Below are 17,177 nucleotides of genomic sequence, written 5' to 3'. Positions count from 1 at the left end.
AAAGGGAGTTGAAGCAAGGGGGCGGGATCCGGGCGCGTGGGCTCAGCCCTTGACGGCGCCCTGCATGATGCCGCCGACGATCTGGCGGCCGAAGACGATGAACATCGCGAGCAGCGGCAGCGTGCCGAGCAGCGCGCCCGCCATGATCAGGGACTGGTCGCGGACATAGCCCGCGCTGAGCTGGGTGAGGGCCACGGGCACCGTCGGGTTGGTCATGTCGAGGGCGATGAACGGCCAGAAGAAGTCGTTCCAGGCGTGCACGAACGTGATCATGAAGATGACGGCCATGGGTGCGCGGGCGATCGGCAGCACGATGGACCAGAAGATGCGCAGCGAGTGCGCGCCGTCGACCCGGCCCGCCTCGACGAGTTCGTCGGGCAGTGCCTCGGCGAAGTACTGCCGCATGAAGAACACACCGACCGCGCTGACAAGGGTCGGGAAGATGACAGACGGCAGCTGCTGCCCCCAGCCGAGGTCGCTCATCATCATGAACAGCGGTACGACACCCAGTTGGGGCGGCACCATCATGGTTCCGATGACGACCATCAGCAGGGCGTTGCGGCCCTTGAAGCGGAGCTTGGCGAAGGCGAATCCGGCGAGCGTCGCGAAGAGGACCGTGGACAGCGAGATGGCGCCGGCCACGATCAGCGAGTTGATCATCGCCTTGCCCATGGCGGCCTCGGTCCAGGCCCGGGACAGATTGGTGAAGAGGTTCGGCCCCGGCAGGAAGGGCGGCGGGGTCCGCGAGATCCGGGCGCTGTCCGTGGAGGCCGCGACCAGCGTCCAGTAGAGCGGGAAGAGCGAGACCAGCGCGGTGATGCCGAGCAGGATGTAGGCGAGCGGCCCTGCGTGGTGCTGTTTGCCCGCGCCCTGCCTCAGGCGCCTGCGGCGTGCGGGCGCGGCGGGTTCGGCGGCGCTGCGGCCTCCGGCGCGGGTGCGGACCGGAGCGATGTCGGTGGTCATGGCGTGACTCCCCGGTCAGTGCGTGCGGTTGCGCAGGCGCGAGACGACGCGCTGCAGGACGAAGACGAGGACGAGCAGCAGGAACATCGCCCAGGCGACGGTGGCCGCGCGGCCCATCTGGTAGTTCTTCCAGCCCTCTTCGTAGAGCAGCAGGCCGAGCGTCTGGTACTGGTTGTTGGTGCCGCCGGTGACTCCGTTGGGGCCCTGGCCGAAGATCAGTGGTTCGCCGAAGAGCTGGGTGGCACCGATCGTGGAGAGGACGATGGTGAAGACGATCGTCGCCTTGATGCCGGGGACGGTGACGGTGCGGAACTGCTGCCAGCGGTTGGCGCCGTCGATGGCCGCGGCCTCGTAGCGCTCCAGCGGCACCGCCTGCATGGCGGCCAGGTAGAGCAGGGCGTTGTAGCCGGTCCACCGCCAGATGACGATGGCGGAGATGGCGGTCTGGGAGGCGCCCGTGGAGTTCTCCCAGTCGATCGGGTCGATGCCCACGAGGCCGAGACCCCAGTTGATCATCCCGAAGTCGCGCTGGAAGAGCATCGTGAACACGAGCGCGGCGGCGCCGACCGAGGTGGCGTACGGGGTGATGGCGGCGACGCGGAAGAAGGTCGAGCCGCGCATCTTGTAGTTGAGCAGATGGGCCAGGCCGAGGGCCATGAGCAACTGCGGAACCGTGGAGATCACACCGATGGTGATGGTGTTGCGCAGCGCGTTCCAGAACCGCTCGTCGGCGAACAGCGCCGTGTAGTTGTCCAGGCCCCGCCAGGTCATCACGTCGAAGGTGGACAGCTCGACCTGGTGGAGGGAGATCCAGGCGGTGTAGATCAGCGGGTAGAAGCTGAAGGCCGCGAAGATGATGAAGAAGGGCGCGACGAACGCGTACGGGGCGCCCTTCACGTCGAGGCGGTGCAGCAGCGGCACCTTTGAACGGGCCTTTTCCGTAACGAGAGTTGAGGCGGCCACCGGGGTCCTTCCGGGTCGGGCGGCGGGCTGGCGGGCGAGCGGGCGATACGGCGTCGGGGGGCGGGGCGGGGACGGCCGGGGGCGATCCGGCCGCCCCCGCCCGGTGCCGTACGCGTCAGCCGACGGCCTTCTTGACCCGTTCGTCGGTGGTCTTCCACGCCTGGGCAGGCGACTTGCCGTTCTCGACCAGCTGGAGGCCCTGCTGGAAGACGTCCTTGATGGTGCCGTCCTTGCGTCCGAGCACCTGCTCCGACGGCACCTCGTTGGCCGCGGCGCCGAAGATCCGCCCGGTCGGGGCGCCGGAGAAGTACTCCGACTTCGCGTCCTTCACCTTCGGGTCGTCGAGCGCGGTCTTGGACGACGGGAAGTTGCCGAGCTTCTCGAAGAGGTAGGCCTGCTGCTCGGGCGCGGTCAGCCATGCCACGAGCTTCTTGGCCTCGTCCTTCACCGGGCTCTTCTCGGTGACACCGAGGAAGGAGCCGCCCCAGTTGGCGCCCTTGGGGGCCTTGGCGACGTCCCACTTGCCCTTGTTGGCCTTGCCCGCCTTGTCGGTGATGTGGGCGAGCATCCAGGCCGGGCAGACGGTGGTGGCGAAGGTGCCGTTGGCGAGCCCCGGGTCCCAACCGGGCTGGAACTGCGGCAGCTTGGCCGTCAGGTCCTTCTGCGCGGCCTCGGTCGACAGCTTCCAGGCTTCCTTGATCGCCGGGTTGGTCTTGTAGATCAACTGGCCCGACTTGTCGTAGTACTGCTCGGAGTTGCCGTAGACCATGGCGTTGAACAGGCCGGACGCCGAGTCGAGGTAGGAGACCTTCTTGTCCTTGTTGCCCTTGGCGAACTTCTCGCCGGTCTCGACGTACTTCTTCCAGTCGCCCTCCCACAGCTTGCCGACCTTCTCGCGGTCGGTGGGCAGCCCGGCCTGCTCGAACAGGTCCTTGCGGTAGCAGACCGCCATCGGCCCCGTGTCCGTGCCGAGGCCCAGGACCTTGCCGTCCTTCGTGGTGATCTGCGCCTGCTTCCAGGGCTGGAAGTGGTCGGTGCCCTTGGTGCCCGCGAAGTCGGCGAACTTGTCGGCCTGCGTCTCGGTGATCTCCTTCGCCCGCGCCACCTCGATGCCCTGGACGTCCTTGAGCCCGGAGCCGCTGGCCAGATGGGTCTGCAGGGCGGTGTAGTACGTCTGCTCGTCCCCGGCCGCCTCGACCTTGACGGTGACGTTCGGGTGCTCCTTCTCGTACTTCTCGATCAGGCCCGTCTCCTTGAAGCCCATCACGCCGTACAGGCCCATCGTGATGGTGACCTTGCCGTCCTCGACACCTCCGCCGGTGGCGCTCGCGCCCCCGCCGCCGCACCCGGCGAGCAGGGCGCCCGCCGCCGTACAGGCCAGCACAGCTGTGACTTTTGTACGCAGTTTCCGCTCGACCTTGAGCATGAACGTCCTCCCTGAGACGGCGCCGACGCACCGGTGGCACGAGTCGGCCCCAAGCCCGGCCGCCCGCGGCAGGCACCACGAAGTTCCCAGCTCAGAGCGGGTGCGCCGAAGGCCGCCGCGTAAGGTTCACGGTCTTCTGCGCACCTGCTGAAGAGTTGGTGGGAACGTGCCCACTGAGTTGCTGGAAGACTGGCGGGCGCCAACTCCTGTGTCAAGAAGTCGAATCCAGCTCGTTTCCACCTCGTTATCGACGAACGCTTCCTGAAGGCGGCCGGGAAGCGGGCAGAATCGGGGTGGCGACTGGCAGAATGCGCAGGCCGGGAGGGTGCCAGTGGGGTTCCTGGACGGGTGGCACATCCAACGGGGCGGCCCTGGTGGCGAATTGGAGGTTCGGGAGCGATGACGAACGGCGAACAGGTACAGGGACGGGCGGCCGCCTCCCGGCCGACCATCAAGACGGTGGCGGCGCGGGCCGGCGTCGGGCGCACCACCGTCTCCCGCGTGGTGAACGGCTCGGAGCTGGTCAGCGAGAAGGCGCGCGAGGCCGTGCTCGCGGCCATCGCCGAGCTGGGCTACGTCCCGAACTCGGTCGCCCGCGGCCTGGTCACGAGCCGCACCAACGCCGTCGCCCTGGTCATCCCCGAGTCCGAGAGCCGCCTTGGCTCCGAGCCGTACTTCTCCGCCGTGATCCGCGGCGTGAGCGCGGCACTCGCCGACACCCGCACCCAGCTCCAGCTGACGCTCGTCCGCGACCAGGGCGAACGCGACCAGCTCACCCGGTCCGTCGCCGAGCGCCGCGTCGACGGCGTGCTGCTCGTCTCGGTGCACGAACACGACGTGCTGCCGGGTCTGTTGGAGTCGGCGGGCCTTCCGACGGTCCTCGCGGGGCGGCGCCGCGAGGACGACCCGCTGAGCTACGTCTGCGCCGACAACCGGGGCGGGGCCGCCACCGCCGTGCGGCATCTCCTGGAGCGCGGCCGGCGCCGCATCGCCACCGTGGCGGGCCCCCAGGACATGGAGGTCGGCCGCAGCCGACTGCACGGATTCCAGGAGGCGCTCACCGAGGCAGGCATCCCGGCCGCGGAACACCTGGTCGCGACGGGCGACTTCACGGAGGAGGGCGCCCGCGCGGCGATGCGTTCGCTACTTGAACGCGCCCCCGACCTGGACGCCGTGTTCGCCGCGTCCGACCTGATGGCGGCGGGCGTCCTCCTGGAGCTGCGCGCCCAGGGACGCCGTGTGCCGGAGGACGTCTCGGTCGTCGGCTTCGAGGACTCCTACCTCGCCCGCCACACCAACCCGCCGCTCACGACGGTCCGCCAGCCCACGGAAGAGATCGGCCGCACGATCGCCCGCACCCTCCTGCGCGAGATCGGCGACCCGTCGGCTCCGCGCACGCGGCTTGTGCTCGACACGGAGCTGGTGGTGCGGGAGTCGTCGTGACGCGCCCCGCCCGCCGGGCCCTGGTTGTCAGTGCCGCATGGCGGTCTGCCGACCATGAACTCACCCAGGAGGGCCGGCTGCACGTCCAGCAGGTGGCCGACGATCAGGCCGTGATTGATGGCGTTGGTGACGAGTTCGGAGGCGATCACCGTGGTGTCGTACTGGTCTCCGGTCCAGCCCCACAGGGCCAGTTGGCGACGGGTGTGCACGCGGGCCGGGCGCTCGGAGGGCGGGCGCACGCATGCCGTTGCCACACTGGCCGGCGTGGACGCCGCAAACCAAGAGCACCTCACCCAGGCCGACCTTCACCGCTCCGAGGCACCCCGCGTGCGCCTGCCCGCGTGGGTGCCACCGGTGTGCGCAGTCATGTTCGGCGCCGGTGTGGCGCTGCAGTCTCCTCGTGGTGCCGAGCCGGGGCTGGCGGCGCCTCTCGCAGGTCTTGCCCTGGTCCTCGTCGCCTGGGGCCTGCTCATGTGGGCTCGCGCTCGACAAGGCGTGTCGCGGCGTCGCCCTGCGCCTCGGACTCGTGCGGTGGCTGTGGCCGTCGTACCCATGGCCCACTACTACGCCCTGGGCAGCACGTCAGATCTGCGGTGCTTCTACCTCGGCCTGGGAGTCGTGGTCGCCGCGGTCATCTGGTATCGGCTGCGGAGGCAGCACCGGTAGCGCAACCGTCTCGCGCGCTGTCACCTGAGCGGTTCCGCCGCGGTGGCCTTGTGTGAGTCCGGCACGACGAAGTTGTGAGCCTCAGCAAAGGCATTGCCGAGAGGCTTCGGCATGTTCGCCTTCGCGCCACTGATGTCATAGCCGTGCTCTCGGGCCCAAGCCTTGATCTCGTCGTAGGTTCCGCCGTACTTCTCCGCGCACAGACGGTCTCGCCTGTCGGCGTGGGCCGCCCGGCCGGCCGCGCCGGTGTCCCGACCGAGAGGAGGCAGCCCGGTCACCGGTGGCCCTGAGCGTGGAGCGATGCCCAACGCCTCCGCCGCCTCCCGGAGCACTCGCGCCGCTTCCTCGTACGCCGCCGCGGCGTCCCGCAGGGCGGACAGGTCCGCATCGTCGCCGACGTCACCCCGATAGGTCGTGCCGTCGATATTCAGAGCGATGGTCTTGGTGATCCTCAACATCCATGTCCCTCCACCGGCCCACAGCGCCGCCCAAGGCCCCACGTACCCCGCACAGCGCACAATGACTTCATTGGAGCGTACTCTTTGAGGCTTTGGGACTTTAGGGCTTTAGAGCTTTGGGGCTTTGAGGCTTTGGGGTGATGAGCAGCGGTCGTCACCCGGTTCGACAAACGCGCGGTGCGCTTCGCGGGTGGCGCGGCTTCTCACCACAGCAGCGCGATCTTTTCGGCCAGGGCCTCGCCCTGGGCTCGGCCGGCTTGTGCCGCGGCCTTGCGGCGCTGGGGATCGTAGGGGTTGGGGCCGATGGCTTCGACGCTGTGTTCGTCCGGCGCGATGAGACAAACCTCGGCCTGCTCGGCCAAGGCTTCGGCATCCGCGGCCGCACCGGGAATCTGTCCGTACCCGTCAGGCATCGGTGCCAGGATGACGATCCTGTCGTGGCCGGCGGCCAGGCGTGCGTTGGCGGTGGAGACCATGCCGCCGTCCACCCAGGAACGGCCCAGGAAGTGTTCGAGAGGCCAGACGCCGGGGACCGCACCACTGGCGGAGACAGCGTCGGTCAGCGAGACGCCCGCGTGCTCGTCGAACAGATGCAGCTCGCCCGTGTCGGCGTCGATCGCGGTGACCTTCAAGTTGGCGGGCCAGTCGGTGGTGACCAGACGTGAGGCGACGACTTGCCGTCGGGTGGCCGAGGGCACGGGCTCGGGGTCTGCTTTGGAGACGCGCCCCATCGCCGCGCCGACCTTGCGCGGGTCGTCGCCGCCCTCGGCGAGGGCCGCCCACCAGGCGTTCATGGTGGCCTCGGACGCCTTGACCCCCACCTCGTGCTCGTCCGGGGCGAGTTGGGAGGCAAAGAGCCGCTCCAAGTCGTAGCCGCTGGCGACGGCCGTTCCGACGAACGATCCCGCCGAGGTCCCGATCACTGAGGTGGCCTTGCTCCAGTCGATCCCCCGGGAGCTGAGCCCTGCCAGGACGCCGACTTCCCATGCGATCCCCGTGACACCGCCGCCGCCGAGGACGAGAGCGCGCGAGAGGGGCTGGATGGGATGTGCCATGGGATGACTCCTCGCTCGACAGAACCACTCGGAACCCACCCATGATCCCTCTCTACGCGTTCATCGCACGGTGAGGGCGCCGACGGTGAAGACCAGCGACCGTGGCGTCACCGAACCCACCACCCCGGGCGGACGAGCCCAGGGTCGTAGTCGGCCAGGTCGCAGGGTTCCGGATCAGCCCGCCGACACCCCTGCACGCCCGGCCCCCAGTTGTGCGTTCGGTGCCACGTCCGCGTTCTCCGTGATGTCCGCCCGGTGGGACTCGCGGGTCAGGGCGATCGCCGCCGCGCTGACCAGGCAGACCGCGATCACGTAGAGGCTGACCGGGGCGGAGTGGGTGCCGCCGCCCGCACCGGCGAGCAGGCTGCCGGCGATCAGCGGAGCCGTGCCCGCGCCGAGGGTGGAGGCGAGCTGGTAGCCGAGTGAGGCGCCGGTGTAGCGGGCGCGGGTGCCGAACATCTCGCTGACGAACGCCGCCATCGGCCCGTACATCGAGGCCTGGAGGATCGGGTTGCCGATGATGTACGCCGCGAAGAGGAGCGCCACCGAACCGCTGTTGACGAGGGCGAAGAGAGGGAAGGCGGCCGCGGCCGTGACCAGCGCGCCGGTGATCATGACGGGGCGGCGGCCCACCCGGTCCGACAGGATCGCGAACGCCGGGATGGTGAAGATGTGCAGCGCGGACGAGACGGTCTGGGCGAGCAGGACGGTCGAGCGCTCGAAGCCGACCCCGGTCGCGTAGGTGAGCATGAAGGTGGCGAGCAGCGACTGGACGACGAGGGCCGCGCAGCCGCCGAGGCAGGACAGGACGATGTTCTTGCGGTAGCGGCGAAGCACGGTGAGCAGGGGTGCCTCCTGCTTGGCCGCCTTCTGTTCGGTCGCCTGCCGTTCCGCCCTGCGCCGCGCCTCCGCGAACACCGGGCTCTCGGTGACCTTCATCCGGATGAACAGGCCGATCGCCATCAGCAGCAGGCTGAGCAGGAACGGCACGCGCCAGCCCCACGCGAGGAAATCGTCCTCCGGCAGCGCGGAGAACGCGGCGAAGACGGCGGTGGCGAGGACGGCGCCTGCGGGTCCGCCCATGTTCGCGAACGAGGCCATCAGGCCCCGGCGTTCGGTGCTCGCGTGCTCCATCGCCATCAGGGCGGCGCCGCCCCATTCGCCGCCGACCGCGATGCCCTGGACCAGGCGGCAGGCGACCAGCAGCAGCGGCGCCCAGATGCCGATGGTGTCGTACGTGGGCAGCAGGCCGATGGCGAAGCTGGCGAGCGCCATCAGCGTCATGGTGAGGACGAGCATGGACTTGCGGCCGACGCGGTCGCCGAAGTGGCCGAAGACGATGCCGCCGAGGGGGCGGGCGACGTAGCCGACGGCGAGGGTGCCGAAGGCGGCGACGGTGCCGGCGAGCGGGTTCAGGTCGGTGAAGAACAGTTCGTTGAAGACGAGGGAGGCGGCGGCGCCGTACAGCAGGAAGTCGTAGAACTCGATGGCGCTGCCGACGAAGCTGGACAGGGCGATCCGGCGTGACTCGGCGCGACGCTCGGCGTCGTTGAGGGGCATCTTCGGCTCCGGGGGTTCGGCGCGCTGCGGAGTCCTGGGCACCGGGCGGGCGGCCGGTCGTCCTCGGCCACCACGCGCCTCGTATGCGTTCCGCCTCGTGTGCATTCTCCGCACAAGCGCTTGTAGATAGCGAACACGATGCGGGTGGTCCCGGAGAGTGTCAAGAGGCACCCGGATGATCGATCAAAGCCGCCGACGCTCTCTTCCCTGCTCGCCGACGCGCACCTGAAGCAGGCCCCCGCGTCGGACGCGAGGGCCTGCTCCGTGTGGTGCGCGGGGCTCAGCCCAGTGCCGAGATCTCCTTGGCGACCGCCTTCATCGCCGCCACGGACGCGTCCGCCACGTCCTCCCGCGAGGTGATCAGGTTGACGCACATGTGCAGCGCCGGGTCCGCCATGCGCAGGGGCACGGCGACACCGTGCGCGCCGGGTTCGATCTGGCCGAAGGTGCGGGCGTAGCCCTGTTCGCGGGCGTGCGTGACCTCGGGGGACTCCCCCGGCGCGGGCAGCCGCAGGGTCGCGAGTGCGAGGCCCGCGGCGCCGACCCCGACGGGGTGCCGGCTGCCGACCCGGTAGCCGATGTGGTAGTCCACGGACCGCGGTTCGACCACGGCGACGGCGACCGCCTCCTCGCCCTCCGTCGCGATCAGGGCGACCGTGGCGCCGAGCTCGTCGGCGGCCCGGCGCAGCACGGGGAGCGCGGCCTCGCGGACGCCCGACGCGTAGCCGCGGGCGAGCGTGACCGTGCCGGACCCGGCGCGGTAGCGGCCGTCGGAGTCCCGGACGACGAGGTGGTGCTCGGCGAGCGTGACAAGGGTGCGGTACGCGATGGTGCGGTGGACGCCGAGGTGTTCCGCCACGTCCTGCACGGCGAGGCCCCCCGGCTGCGCGGCGACCAGTTCGAGGGCGCGCAGTCCACGGGAGAGGGTCTGGGACCCGACGGCCTTGCCCACCTGCTTGTCACTCATCCGCCCAGTCTACGTGCGCGCTGGTGACACACCGTCACCCCGGATCGGCCGTCGCACGGACCGGTGCCCGCGCGCACCGTCCCGTACTCGCGCACACCGTCCCGCACCATGCGCACCGTCCCGTACCCGCGCACACCGTCCCGTACAGTCGAGACACCCCCTGGTAACCAGGCCCCGGAAGCGAGCCCCCGGAAGGAACACCCCGTGAGCGACGACGCGCCGAGCGGCGTCCTGGCCAAGGCCCTCACCGTCCTGCAGGCCTTCACCGTCGAGGACACCACCCTGGGCTTCGCCGAGCTTCAGCGCCGCACGGACTTCCCGAAGAGCACGCTGCACCGGGTGCTCGGCGATCTGGTGGCCGCCCGGCTCCTCGACCGCGTCCATGGGCGCTACCGGCTCTCGGGGCTCGTCTTCGAGCTGGGCATGCGCGCCTCGGTCGAGCGCGGGCTGCTCGAAGTGGCCACCCCGTTCCTCGAGGACCTCTACGTGCGCACGCACGAGCTGGTCCACCTGGGCACGCGCGAGGGCACCGAGGTCGTCTACGTCGCCAAGATGGGCGGCCACCAGCAGGCCGACTCGCCCTCCCGGCTCGGCGGCCGGATGCCGCTGCACGCGACGGCGATCGGCAAGGTGCTCCTCGCCCACGCCCCCGCCGAGGACCGCGAGGCCGCGCTGCGCGGGCCGCTGGAACGCAAGGCATCGCGCACCATCACCAACGTCGACGTCCTGACACGTCAGCTGTCCGACGTCCTGACCAAGGGCGTGGCCTTCGAGTACGAGGAGTCGGCGGTCGGCATCGTGTGCGTCGCGGCCGGGATCTTCGGTCCGGCGGACGAGATCGTGGCAGCGGTCAGCGTGACGGGCCCGGTCCACCGCTTCCAGCCCGCCCGGCACGCCAACAGCGTGCGTGCCGCCGCGGCGGGGATCTCCGCGACGCTCGGGCGCCGCGCGGAGCTGCGCAGGCACTGATTCGCGCACGAGTTCCGCCGGACGGAACTCTTTGCTGGGCCGCAAGCGATCCCGTTGTCCAAGCTGAGGGCATGAACGACACCTCCCCCGCACACGGGCCCGGCGACGACGCCGTGGCACAGGCGGCGCGACGGCTGCTGCGCGCCGCCGCCGACCACACCCCCTGCGCCCCGGTCCGCGACCTGATCGGCAGCGACGACGTGAAGGCGGCGTACGCCGTCCAGGAGCTGATCACCGCCCATCACCTGGACGCGGGCGGTCGTGTCACCGGCCGCAAGATCGGCCTCACCTCCCCCGCCGTACAGAAGCAACTCGGCGTGGATCAGCCGGACTTCGGGGTGCTGTTCGCCGACATGAGCGTCGAGGACGGCGCGTCCGTGGCGGTCGACGGGCTGCTCCAGCCGAAGGTCGAGGCGGAGATCGCGTTCGTGCTGGGCGCGGACCTCGCCGATGGCCCGCTCGACGCCGCGCAGGTCCGGGCCGCCGTCGCGCACGCCGTGCCCGCCCTGGAGATCGTGGACAGCCGGATCGCCGACTGGGACATCACCTTCGGTGACACCGTCGCCGACAACGGCTCCTCCGCGCTCTACGTCCTCGGTTCCCCGGCCGAGCCGCTCGCCGGGTTCGAGCCGGTCGAGGCCGAGATGACCATGAAGCGGGGCGCGGAGACCGTCTCGACAGGGAACGGTGCGGCCTGCCTGGGCGATCCACTCACCGCGCTCGCCTGGCTCGCCCGGACCGCCCGCGACGTCGGCGATCCGCTGCGCGCGGGCCAGGTCGTGCTGTCCGGCGCGCTCGGCCCGATGGTGCCCGCCGCGGCCGGTGACACGTTCACCGCCGACATCGGCGGCCTCGGCTCCGTCTCCGTCCGCTTCCACGCCTCCACCCCTGAGGGAGCCACCGCATGAAGACCAAGGTCGCCGTCATCGGCTCGGGCAACATCGGTACCGACCTGATGATCAAGGTGCTCCGGCTCTCGGACACCCTCGAGATGGGGGCGATGGCCGGCATCGACCCCGAATCCGACGGCCTCGCGCGGGCCAAGCGGCTCGGGGTGCCGGTCACCGCCGAGGGTGTGCGGGGGCTCATCGCGATGGACGGCTTCGACGACATCAAGATCGTCTTCGATGCCACCTCCGCGAAGGCGCATGTCGCCAATGCCGCCGCGCTCGCCCCGTACGGCAAGCAGCTCGTCGACCTGACCCCGGCCGCCGTCGGCCCGATGGTGATCCCGGCGGTCAACCTCGACGACCATGTCGGGGCGGACAACGTGAACATGGTGACGTGCGGCGGCCAGGCCACCATCCCGATCGTCGCTGCCGTGTCCTCCGTGGCCCCGGTCCCGTACGCGGAGATCGTCGCCTCGATCGCGTCGAAGAGCGCGGGCCCCGGTACCCGCGCGAACATCGACGAGTTCACCGAGACGACCAGCCACGCCATCGAGACGGTGGGCGGCGCCGCGCGCGGCAAGGCGGTCATCGTCCTCAATCCCGCCGAGCCCCCGCTGATCATGCGGGACACCGTGCTCGCGCTGGTGAACGCTCCCGACGAGGCCACGCACGACGCCATCCGCGCGGCCATCGCCCGGCGCGTCGACGAGGTGTCCGCGTACGTGCCCGGGTACCGCCTCAAGCAGCAGGTGCAGATCACGCCGGTCCCCGCCGACCAGCCCGTGCACACCCTCACCGAGTCCCCCGTCACCCACCAGGTGTCGGTCTTCCTCGAGGTCGAGGGGGCCGCGCACTACCTGCCGGCGTACGCCGGGAACCTCGACATCATGACCAGCGCGGCCCTGCGGATGGCCGAGGCCATGGCCGCCCGCGCCACCGAACTCCAGGGAGCCGACGCATGAGCGACACCACCACCAGTGCCACCACCAGTGACACCGCCGCGGGTGACACCAGGCTGTTCATCCAGGACGTCACCCTGCGCGACGGCATGCACGCCATCCGGCACCGCCTGGGGCCGGGGCAGCTGGGGAAGATCGTGGCCGCCCTCGACGCGGCGGGCGTCGACGGCATCGAGGTGTCGCACGGCGACGGCCTGGCCGGCGGCTCGCTCAACTACGGCCCCGGCAGCCACACCGACTGGGAGTGGATCGAGACCGCCGCCGCGCACATCGAGAACGCCCGCCTGACCACTCTCCTGCTGCCCGGCATCGGAACCATCAAGGAGCTGAAGCAGGCGTACGCGCTCGGGGTGCGCTCCGTGCGCGTCGCCACGCACTGCACCGAGGCGGACGTGTCGGCCCAACACATCGCCACGGCACGCGAGTTGGGCATGGACGTGTCCGGCTTCCTGATGATGAGCCACATGACCGACGCCAAGACCCTCGCGACGCAGGCCAAGCTCATGGAGTCGTACGGCGCGCACTGCGTCTACGTCACCGACTCCGGCGGCCGCCTGATGATGGACGGCGTCCGCGAGCGGATGCGCGCCTACCGCGACGTCCTCGACCCGGCCACCGAGCTGGGCATCCACGCCCACGAGAACCTCTCGCTCGCCGTCGCCAACTCGATGGTCGCGGTGGAGGAGGGTGTGACCCGCGTGGACGCCTCGCTCGCGGGTTTGGGCGCCGGCGCCGGGAACTGCCCCATCGAGCCCTTCGTCGCGGTCGCCGACCTCAACGGCTGGCAGCACGGCTGCGACCTCTTCGCGCTCCAGGACGCGGCCGAGGACCTGGTGCGCCCGCTCCAGGACCGCCCTGTCCGCATCGACCGCGAGACGCTCACGCTCGGGTACGCCGGTGTGTACGGCTCGTTCCTGCGGCACGCCGAGGCCGCGGCCGAGCGCTACGGCGTCGACGTCCGCACGATCCTCGTCGAGGTCGGAAGGCGGGGCCTGGTCGGCGGCCAGGAGGACATGATCGTCGACGTCGCGCTGGGCCTCGCGCAGGCGAGCTGACACCAGCGACGACGCAGGGCCGGGAGAGCAGGGGCTCCCGGCCCTCTTCGGCGTGCTCGGACAGCGACGAAACCCCTGGTCACCGGGCATGCGCCACCCGAAAGGCGTGACCGAACACCCCTTGACATTCCCACCGGGCGGGCGTTCCATCGAAGTGTCAGGCGTGTAAATAACGCTCTATTGAGTGCAAATAAAGAACGAGGAGTCGGGACATGCCCCTCACCAAGGAAGCCGCATCGCGTGACATCGCCCTGCCGTCGGGCCTGCGCATGCGCTACTACGAGGCCGGTGAGCCCGGCGCCACGCCCGTCGTGCTGCTGCACGGCTCGGGCCCCGGCGCGACGGGATGGTCGAACTTCTCGGGCAACATCGGCGCGATAGCCGACGCCGGATTCCATGTCGTCGCACCCGACATGCCGGGCTGGGGCGACTCCGACGCCCAGGCCACCGAGGACATGGACCACGACGCGACGCTCGTGGAGTTCCTGGACGCCCTCGGTCTCGCGAAGGCCGCGCTCGTCGGCAACTCGATGGGCGGACACACCGCCGTCCGCTTCGCCACGCTGCACCCCGAGCGCCTCACCCACCTGGTCACCATGGGCGCCTCGCTCGGCCGGGGCCCCGCCTGCCTGTTCGGCCCCGGCGACGGACCGAGCGAGGGCCTGAAGGTGCTGGTCAAGGCGTACAAGGACGCGAGCCCCGAGAACATGCGGGCGCTCGTCGAGATCATGACGTACGACAAGGAGCGCTTCGCCACTCCGGAGCTGACCAGGGCGCGCTCGGAAGCGGCGCTCGCCCGCCCCGACCACCTGGCGCATTACGTCGAGGGCCTGGCCCACGGCGCGCCGATCCCGATCAAGGTGGACCGCGATCGGATCCCCGGGATCCAGGCGCCGACCCTGCTGATCCACGGCAAGGACGACCGTGTCCTGCACTACGAGACCAGCCTGTGGCTCCTCGCGAACATTCCCAACTCCCGTCTGGTGCTGCTGAATCGGTGCGGGCACTGGGCGATGATCGAGCACGCCGCCGAGTTCAACCGCCTCGTCGTCGACTTCCTGTCGCACAACTGAGCCGACCCGCAGCACTCCGCACCGCATCGATCGGAACACCCCATGACCACCTTCGACACCGACGTCGTCGTCATCGGAGCGGGGCCCGTCGGCCTCACCCTCGCCAATCTGCTGGGCGTCCGTGGCCACCGCGCCACCGTCCTGGAGGCCCGCGACGAGCTCATCGACTATCCGCGCGGCGTCGGCCTCGACGACGAGTCGATCCGCACCCTGCACACCGCGGGCCTGTGGGAGCGCGTACGGCCGTACACGGTCCCGCACCACGTCGTACGTCTCGTCAACGGCACAGGACAGGTGCTCGCCACCAACAACCCGCACACCCAGGAGTTCGGCCACCCGCGCAAGCACGGCTTCGTGCAGCCGCTCGTCGACCAGGAACTCGCCGCGGGCCTCGACCGGTTCCCCGACACCCACCTGCGCTTCGGCCACAAGGTGACCGGCCTGGAGGACCGCGGCGACCATGTCACCGTGACCGCCGAACGGCGCGGCAGCGAGGGTGAGTCGACCGACACGGTCACCGTCACCGCCCGGTACGCGGTCGGCTGCGAGGGCGGCAGCTCCTTCACCCGCAAGTGGATGGGCGTGGACTTCGAGGGGAAGTCACCGTCGACGCGCTGGGTGGTCGTGGACGTGGCGGACGATCCGATCGGCACCCCTTCGGTCTACCTCGGCGCCGACCCGCGTCGCCCGTACGTCTCCATCGGCCTGCCGCAGGGCATCCGCCGCTGGGAGTTCATGCTGCACGACGACGAGCCGACCGAACTCTGCGACGACCCGGCGTTCATGCACACCCTGCTGCGGCGGCACGTCCCCGACCCCGCCGCGCTGAAGGTCATCAACCAGCGCACCTTCACCCACCACGGCCGAGTGGCTTCCGACTTCCGCAAGGGTCGTGTCTTCGTCGCCGGCGACGCCGCGCATCTGATGCCGGTGTGGCTCGGCCAGGGCTGGAACTCCGGCATCCGCGACGCCACGAACCTGGCGTGGAAGCTCAGCGCCGTCCTCGCGGGCGACGCCTCCGACGCGCTCCTCGACACGTACACCGAGGAACGCCGCAAGCACGCCTCCGACATGATCGATGTGAACATGGCGGCGGGCACCGTCATGAAGATGGGCCGCTTCGGCGGCGCGGTCCGCGACGTCGCCGCGTCCGCGCTCAACCTCGTACCGAAGTGGAAGTCGTACTTCACCGAGCTGCGCTTCAAGCCGATGCCGCGCTACGCCGCCGGGGTCGTCGTCGACCAGCAGACACTCGCGCCGGGCCGGGCGAGCGCCGGGTTCAAGCGCGGTGGGCGCCTGGCGCCGTTCATCGACTCGGCCGGTGAACTGTCCCCGGTCGGGCTCCAGTTCATCCAGCCGCGTGTCACCACGGCGGACGCCGCGGACGTGCTGCTCGACGACGTCACCGGGGACTGGTGGACGCTCGCCACGTGGGGCACGAACCCGACGGCTTTCCTCACCGACGCCGATCTGGCGCTGGTCCGGCGCCACCGGGTCAAGCTGGTGTCGTTCATGCCGGAGACCCAACGCCCCTGGGCGGAGAAGGAGTTCGCGAACTCGCCCGCACCGGTCACCGTCGTCGGCGACAGCACCGGAGCCCTCAAGGACTGGTTCGACGTGCGCGCCTGCGGGCTCGTCGTGCTGCGTCCCGACCACTTCGTGGCCGCGGCCTGCCTCACCCGTCAGGCGTCCCGGGCGCTCGCGGCCCTGCGCACGGCGGCCTCGCTCACCACCGCCCCCGCCCTGGAAGGAGCCCCGGCATGACCGTCGCGCTCGTCACCATGTCGCACAGCCCGCTCCTCGAGTACGCGGACCCGCCCGCCGAGGTCGACGCCGCGGTCCAGGGCGCCTTCTCCGCCGCACGCACCTTCGTCAGGGAGTACGACCCGACCCTGGTGGTGTCCTTCGCGCCCGACCACTACAACGGCTTCTTCTACGATCTGATGCCACCGTTCTGCATCGGCTACGAGGCGTTGGGCGTCGGCGACTACGGCACCACCGCGGGCCCCCTGAACGTACCGACCGGGCGCGCCGAGGAACTCGCCCAGTGGGTGGCCGAGCGCGACATCGACGTGGCGATCTCCCGGCGCATGGAGGTCGACCACGGCGCGATCCAGCCGCTGGAGATCCTCTTCGACGGCATCGACACCGTGCCCACCATTCCCGTCTTCGTGAACGGTGTGGCCAAGCCCTTCGTGACGATGCGCCGCGTGCGGCGGCTCGGCGAGGCCATCGGTTCCTTCCTCGCCGGCCTGGAGAACGAGCGGGTCCTCGTCATCGGCTCCGGCGGCCTCTCCCACGACCCGCCGGTCCCCCAGTGGGCCACCGCCGACGGCGCCGCCCGCGCCCTGCTCCTCAACGGCCGCCATCCCACGGCCGCGGCCCGCGACGCCCGCCAGCAGCGCGTCATCGACACGGCGAAGGCCTTCGCCGCGGGCACCGCCCCGATCCGGGACCTCAACCCCGACTGGGACACGGCCCTGATGGCGACGTTCGCCTCCGGTGACCTGTCGCCCGTCGACGCGATGACACCCGAGCAGATGGCCGAGGACGCCGGCAACTCCGCCCACGAGGTGCGGACGTGGGTGGCCGCCTTCGCGGCCCTCGGAGCGGCGGGCGCGTACGACGTCACGTACTCCTTCTACCGGCCGATCAAGGAGTACATCGCGGGGTTCGGGGTGATGACAGCGAAGACGGCGATGACGACGGCTCGGTGAGACACCCTGTCGG

General features: G+C 70.5%; 16 protein-coding genes. 9 read left to right on the top strand and 7 right to left on the bottom strand.

Features of this window, described 5'->3' with window-relative positions; genetic code table 11:
- Positions 1-42: 42 nt before the first annotated feature.
- The 3 genes from ACTWJ8_RS33860 to ACTWJ8_RS33850 form a co-directional block, all read right to left on the bottom strand.
- Complete coding sequence (locus ACTWJ8_RS33860; protein WP_443261356.1) at positions 43-963, bottom strand: carbohydrate ABC transporter permease; 921 nt, start codon at positions 961-963, stop codon at positions 43-45.
- Positions 964-978: 15 nt separating this feature from the next.
- Positions 979-1,926 carry a carbohydrate ABC transporter permease gene (locus ACTWJ8_RS33855; protein WP_356373457.1) on the bottom strand — a complete coding sequence of 316 codons (948 nt, stop codon included), beginning with the start codon at positions 1,924-1,926 and terminating at the stop codon, positions 979-981.
- 115 nt (positions 1,927-2,041) lie between these two features.
- Positions 2,042-3,352, bottom strand: coding sequence for an extracellular solute-binding protein (locus ACTWJ8_RS33850; protein WP_356373458.1), 1,311 nt, complete (start codon positions 3,350-3,352; stop codon positions 2,042-2,044).
- 399 nt (positions 3,353-3,751) lie between these two features.
- On the opposite strand from ACTWJ8_RS33850, the gene ACTWJ8_RS33845 reads away from it, so the two are divergent.
- Positions 3,752-4,795, top strand: a complete 1,044-nt coding sequence (locus tag ACTWJ8_RS33845) for a LacI family DNA-binding transcriptional regulator (protein WP_443261355.1) — start codon at positions 3,752-3,754, stop codon at positions 4,793-4,795.
- Positions 4,796-5,326: 531 nt separating this feature from the next.
- On the top strand, positions 5,327-5,461 hold the full coding sequence (locus ACTWJ8_RS33840) for a hypothetical protein (protein WP_443261354.1): 135 nt from the start codon (positions 5,327-5,329) through the stop codon (positions 5,459-5,461).
- Positions 5,462-5,481: 20 nt separating this feature from the next.
- Here ACTWJ8_RS33840 and ACTWJ8_RS33835 read toward each other — a convergent pair whose 3' ends face one another.
- The 4 genes from ACTWJ8_RS33835 to ACTWJ8_RS33820 all read right to left on the bottom strand — a co-directional run bounded on the left by ACTWJ8_RS33835 (position 5,482) and on the right by ACTWJ8_RS33820 (position 9,501).
- Positions 5,482-5,919 carry a hypothetical protein gene (locus ACTWJ8_RS33835; RefSeq protein ID WP_443261353.1) on the bottom strand — a complete coding sequence of 146 codons (438 nt, stop codon included), beginning with the start codon at positions 5,917-5,919 and terminating at the stop codon, positions 5,482-5,484.
- A gap of 203 nt (positions 5,920-6,122) precedes the next feature.
- Positions 6,123-6,974 carry a patatin-like phospholipase family protein gene (locus ACTWJ8_RS33830; protein WP_443261352.1) on the bottom strand — a complete coding sequence of 284 codons (852 nt, stop codon included), beginning with the start codon at positions 6,972-6,974 and terminating at the stop codon, positions 6,123-6,125.
- Positions 6,975-7,148: 174 nt separating this feature from the next.
- Complete coding sequence (locus tag ACTWJ8_RS33825; RefSeq protein WP_443261351.1) at positions 7,149-8,534, bottom strand: MFS transporter; 1,386 nt, start codon at positions 8,532-8,534, stop codon at positions 7,149-7,151.
- Between the two features lie 280 nt (positions 8,535-8,814).
- The gene (locus ACTWJ8_RS33820) at positions 8,815-9,501 is read right to left on the bottom strand and encodes an IclR family transcriptional regulator (protein ID WP_356373462.1); all 687 of its coding nucleotides are present in this window, start codon (positions 9,499-9,501) and stop codon (positions 8,815-8,817) included.
- Positions 9,502-9,705: 204 nt separating this feature from the next.
- Between ACTWJ8_RS33820 and ACTWJ8_RS33815 the strand changes: the two genes are divergently transcribed.
- The 7 genes from ACTWJ8_RS33815 (at position 9,706) to ACTWJ8_RS33785 (ending at position 17,164) form a co-directional block, all read left to right on the top strand.
- Complete coding sequence (locus ACTWJ8_RS33815) at positions 9,706-10,470, top strand: IclR family transcriptional regulator (protein WP_443261350.1); 765 nt, start codon at positions 9,706-9,708, stop codon at positions 10,468-10,470.
- Between the two features lie 71 nt (positions 10,471-10,541).
- Entirely contained in the window at positions 10,542-11,378 is an 837-nt protein-coding gene (locus tag ACTWJ8_RS33810) for a 2-keto-4-pentenoate hydratase (RefSeq protein ID WP_443261349.1), read from the top strand.
- Positions 11,375-12,322: an acetaldehyde dehydrogenase (acetylating) gene (locus tag ACTWJ8_RS33805; protein ID WP_443261348.1), complete on the top strand. Its 948-nt coding sequence runs from the start codon at positions 11,375-11,377 to the stop codon at positions 12,320-12,322. Before ACTWJ8_RS33810 ends, ACTWJ8_RS33805 begins: the two co-directional genes overlap by 4 nt.
- Entirely contained in the window at positions 12,319-13,374 is a 1,056-nt protein-coding gene (dmpG, locus tag ACTWJ8_RS33800) for a 4-hydroxy-2-oxovalerate aldolase (protein ID WP_443261347.1), read from the top strand. Before ACTWJ8_RS33805 ends, dmpG begins: the two co-directional genes overlap by 4 nt.
- A 212-nt stretch (positions 13,375-13,586) precedes the next feature.
- Entirely contained in the window at positions 13,587-14,447 is an 861-nt protein-coding gene (locus ACTWJ8_RS33795) for an alpha/beta fold hydrolase (protein WP_443261345.1), read from the top strand.
- Positions 14,448-14,489: 42 nt separating this feature from the next.
- Positions 14,490-16,211, top strand: a complete 1,722-nt coding sequence (mhpA, locus tag ACTWJ8_RS33790; protein ID WP_443261344.1) for a bifunctional 3-(3-hydroxy-phenyl)propionate/3-hydroxycinnamic acid hydroxylase MhpA — start codon at positions 14,490-14,492, stop codon at positions 16,209-16,211.
- Positions 16,208-17,164 (top strand): 3-carboxyethylcatechol 2,3-dioxygenase, encoded by a 957-nt coding sequence (locus ACTWJ8_RS33785; RefSeq protein ID WP_443261343.1) that lies wholly within the window; start codon positions 16,208-16,210, stop codon positions 17,162-17,164. Before mhpA ends, ACTWJ8_RS33785 begins: the two co-directional genes overlap by 4 nt.
- Positions 17,165-17,177: the final 13 nt, after the last annotated feature.

Origin of the sequence: Streptomyces sp. SDT5-1 (assembly GCF_052245995.1) — a bacterium.
In the GTDB taxonomy this organism is placed as follows: domain Bacteria; phylum Actinomycetota; class Actinomycetes; order Streptomycetales; family Streptomycetaceae; genus Streptomyces.
Note: the sequence above shows the minus strand (reverse complement) of the source record. Positions and strands in the feature narration are given on the sequence as shown.

Excerpts from the sequence above, each read along its gene's own strand:
- ACTWJ8_RS33860 (WP_443261356.1), bottom strand. The coding sequence starts at position 963 with ATGACCACCGACATCGCTCCGGTCCGCACCCGCGCCGGAGGCCGCAGC.
- ACTWJ8_RS33850 (WP_356373458.1), bottom strand. The coding sequence starts at position 3,352 with ATGCTCAAGGTCGAGCGGAAACTGCGTACAAAAGTCACAGCTGTGCTG.
- ACTWJ8_RS33845 (WP_443261355.1), top strand. The coding sequence starts at position 3,752 with ATGACGAACGGCGAACAGGTACAGGGACGGGCGGCCGCCTCCCGGCCG.
- ACTWJ8_RS33835 (WP_443261353.1), bottom strand. The coding sequence starts at position 5,919 with ATGTTGAGGATCACCAAGACCATCGCTCTGAATATCGACGGCACGACC.
- ACTWJ8_RS33830 (WP_443261352.1), bottom strand. The coding sequence starts at position 6,974 with ATGGCACATCCCATCCAGCCCCTCTCGCGCGCTCTCGTCCTCGGCGGC.
- ACTWJ8_RS33825 (WP_443261351.1), bottom strand. The coding sequence starts at position 8,534 with ATGCCCCTCAACGACGCCGAGCGTCGCGCCGAGTCACGCCGGATCGCC.
- ACTWJ8_RS33820 (WP_356373462.1), bottom strand. The coding sequence starts at position 9,501 with ATGAGTGACAAGCAGGTGGGCAAGGCCGTCGGGTCCCAGACCCTCTCC.
- ACTWJ8_RS33810 (WP_443261349.1), top strand. The coding sequence starts at position 10,542 with ATGAACGACACCTCCCCCGCACACGGGCCCGGCGACGACGCCGTGGCA.
- ACTWJ8_RS33805 (WP_443261348.1), top strand. The coding sequence starts at position 11,375 with ATGAAGACCAAGGTCGCCGTCATCGGCTCGGGCAACATCGGTACCGAC.
- dmpG (WP_443261347.1), top strand. The coding sequence starts at position 12,319 with ATGAGCGACACCACCACCAGTGCCACCACCAGTGACACCGCCGCGGGT.
- ACTWJ8_RS33795 (WP_443261345.1), top strand. The coding sequence starts at position 13,587 with ATGCCCCTCACCAAGGAAGCCGCATCGCGTGACATCGCCCTGCCGTCG.
- mhpA (WP_443261344.1), top strand. The coding sequence starts at position 14,490 with ATGACCACCTTCGACACCGACGTCGTCGTCATCGGAGCGGGGCCCGTC.
- ACTWJ8_RS33785 (WP_443261343.1), top strand. The coding sequence starts at position 16,208 with ATGACCGTCGCGCTCGTCACCATGTCGCACAGCCCGCTCCTCGAGTAC.